Source organism: uncultured Thiodictyon sp., assembly GCA_903837595.1.
GTDB lineage: Bacteria > Pseudomonadota > Gammaproteobacteria > Chromatiales > Chromatiaceae > Thiodictyon.
The window spans coordinates 1-2,362 of sequence record CAILVI010000297.1; the positions used below are offsets into that span (position 1 = coordinate 1).

Here is a 2,362-nt window from a genome sequence, read left to right on the forward strand (position 1 = left end):
ACGGATCGACGCGACCGGCCGGGAGTCAGAGCCCCTGGGTTTTGCCCGCTGTCTGCGTCTGACCCCCGGCGGGGAGGTGGCCGAGTTCTCCGTCGCCACGGTCGACGGGATACAGGGGCAGGGGGTGGGTTCAGCGCTGCTTTCTCATCTGATTCCGGCCGCCCAGCGCCAGGGCATCCGCCGTTTCCGGTTTGACGTACTGCCGGAGAACACCGGCATGCGCCGCTTGGCGCAATGCTTCTGCGGTGATGCCAAGTGGGTGGATGACGGGACGCTGGAGTACGATTGCGGCCTGCCCGAACCCATCCCGGCGGACCCGGCAACCTGGTCGAAGCGGCCGGCTTCACGCCCCGTCGTGACGGCTCTTCCCCGGGGCGTGACGTTGTATCTGAGTCCGGCGGGCGTAGTCGCGTCCTGTGCGGCGACCTGGGGGCTCAGCCTCGCCCGCTACCTTGCCGGAACGGCACAGCCGCCAACGAGGCTGTCGGTCATTGGTTGGCGTGGGGCGGCCCAGCGACCGGCCAGCCCTGGCGCGACGCGGCCTAAGTTGCATCATCGTGACCCTTCCGTGCGACCGAGGCTCCGCGATTTCGGGCGGTCCTCCTGAAGGGCGACCTCCATCTGCCCAGCCAGGCTCAGGGGTGATGCTCGAGGCGGCCGATCGCTGGATTTTTGCAAAATATACCATTTCGGTATATTGTAGTGCTTATGCATGTGATCGCGAAACCTGCCCTCATTGAGTTCTGGACGAAACATCCGAATGCCAAAGGCCCGTTGGAGGCCTGGTATCGCACGATGGAGAACGAGGACTTTTCGGACTTCAACGCGTTGCGGGCGACCTACCCCAGTGCCGATGATGTGGACGGGCTGACGGTGTTCAATATCGGTGGTAATAAGTATCGCTTAATTGTTGCGATTCATTACAACCGACGCAAAGTATTCGTCCGCGCAGTTCTCACGCATGCCGAGTATGACCGAGGTCAGTGGAAACGGAGGCAATGATGACGCAACTCCTGAAGGTGGTGCCGGAGCCGCAGGCGATTCTGCGTGCGTGGATGCCGTTTAAATCTGTGGTTGGCGTGACGTCTGTTCGCACCGCTGATGACTATGTGCAGGCGCGCGCGACGGTCGATGCCCTGGTGGACGAAATCCGCGCGGATGAAGATCATCCCTTGGCCGATGTACTCGACTACCTGGGCGAGCAGGTGAAGCGATATGAAGATGTGCATTTCACCATCCCAGAGGCGCAACCGCGCGAGGTGTTGCGTTTCCTGATGGAACAGCATGACTTGAAGCAGGAAGATCTTGCTGACTGCGCCCCCCAAAGTCGCATTTCCGATATCCTGAACGGCAAGCGAGCGATCAGTAAAGACATCGCCAAGAAGCTGGCGCGTCGTTTTAATGTGCATGCCGATCTGTTCCTTTAGCCAGCGAGCATCGAGCATCGAGTATCGGAGCTGGGCGCCGTTCACCCTGATTAAAGCTTGCCCCGAGAGCGCGGCATGATTAGAGTCTGACCACGTCAAACTATCCGGGAACGACAATGTCAACAACACTCAACGTGACCGAAGCGAAAGCGAAATTTTCCGCAGTCGTGGAGCGGGTCAGCCAGGGTGAAGAGAGTATTGTCACCCGCATGGGGCACCCCGTGGCGCGTCTTACACGCTACGAGTCTGCTGCCACGAGCCGCCGTCTGGGGCGCTTTGAGGGTCGCATCCACCTCGCCGCAGACTTCGACGACTGGCCCGAGGACACTGCCCGCCAACTCGGTGTGACTGATTGAGCATGCGCTACCTGCTCGATACCCACGCGTTGCTCTGGGCGCTCGGTGACCCGCGAGTGGTCTGCCGCCCTGCACGAGACGTGCTCGCCTCTGCTGCCAATATCATTTTTGTCAGCAGTGCATCCCTCTGGGAGTGCGCGATCAAAGCCTCGATCGGCAAGCTGGAACTGCCGGACCACGTCTTCGATGCGATCCCGGAGACGGGTTATGAGGTTCTGCCGATCCGCCTCTCATACCTCAATGCGTATCGCGCGCTGCCGTTGCAGCATCGCGATCCGTTCGACCGGATGTTCGTCGCTCAGGCCCGCGCCGAGTTCCTGATCCTGATCACGCGCGACCCAGAGATCGCCAAGTACGATGTCGCGCTTCTGAGATGCTGAGTCCGTCGACGGCCGCCGCGCCATGCCCGCCCGGTGATTGCGTTCGTCCGCGGGATGATCAGCGTCACCTCCACCAACAGGGATAAGGCCATCGGGACCAGCGCCTTGTCACAATTTTCCTTCGCGGATGCTGACGGCGCGGCAGGGCGCAGGCCAGTACCTCCTGACGGATGGCGACGGTGCCGCCGCGCGGTATCCG

At 61.5% G+C, this 2,362-nt stretch carries 5 protein-coding genes; all 5 read left to right on the forward strand.

The window, feature by feature from the left end:
* Nucleotides 1–607 (forward strand): GNAT family N-acetyltransferase (locus QZY44_RS16425; protein ID WP_295448379.1); only part of this gene is annotated, 607 nt, incomplete at its 5' end.
* 101 nt (nt 608–708) lie between these two features.
* Complete coding sequence (locus tag QZY44_RS16430) at nt 709–1,002, forward strand: type II toxin-antitoxin system HigB family toxin (RefSeq protein WP_295448382.1); 294 nt, start codon at nt 709–711, stop codon at nt 1,000–1,002.
* A complete protein-coding gene (locus QZY44_RS16435; protein ID WP_295448385.1) occupies nt 999–1,427 on the forward strand; it encodes a helix-turn-helix domain-containing protein in 429 nt (142 codons plus the stop codon). Before QZY44_RS16430 ends, QZY44_RS16435 begins: the two co-directional genes overlap by 4 nt.
* A gap of 116 nt (nt 1,428–1,543) precedes the next feature.
* On the forward strand, nt 1,544–1,783 hold the full coding sequence (locus tag QZY44_RS16440; protein ID WP_295448389.1) for a type II toxin-antitoxin system prevent-host-death family antitoxin: 240 nt from the start codon (nt 1,544–1,546) through the stop codon (nt 1,781–1,783).
* A gap of 2 nt (nt 1,784–1,785) precedes the next feature.
* The gene (locus tag QZY44_RS16445) at nt 1,786–2,163 is read left to right on the forward strand and encodes a type II toxin-antitoxin system VapC family toxin (RefSeq protein ID WP_295448392.1); all 378 of its coding nucleotides are present in this window, start codon (nt 1,786–1,788) and stop codon (nt 2,161–2,163) included.
* Nucleotides 2,164–2,362: the final 199 nt, after the last annotated feature.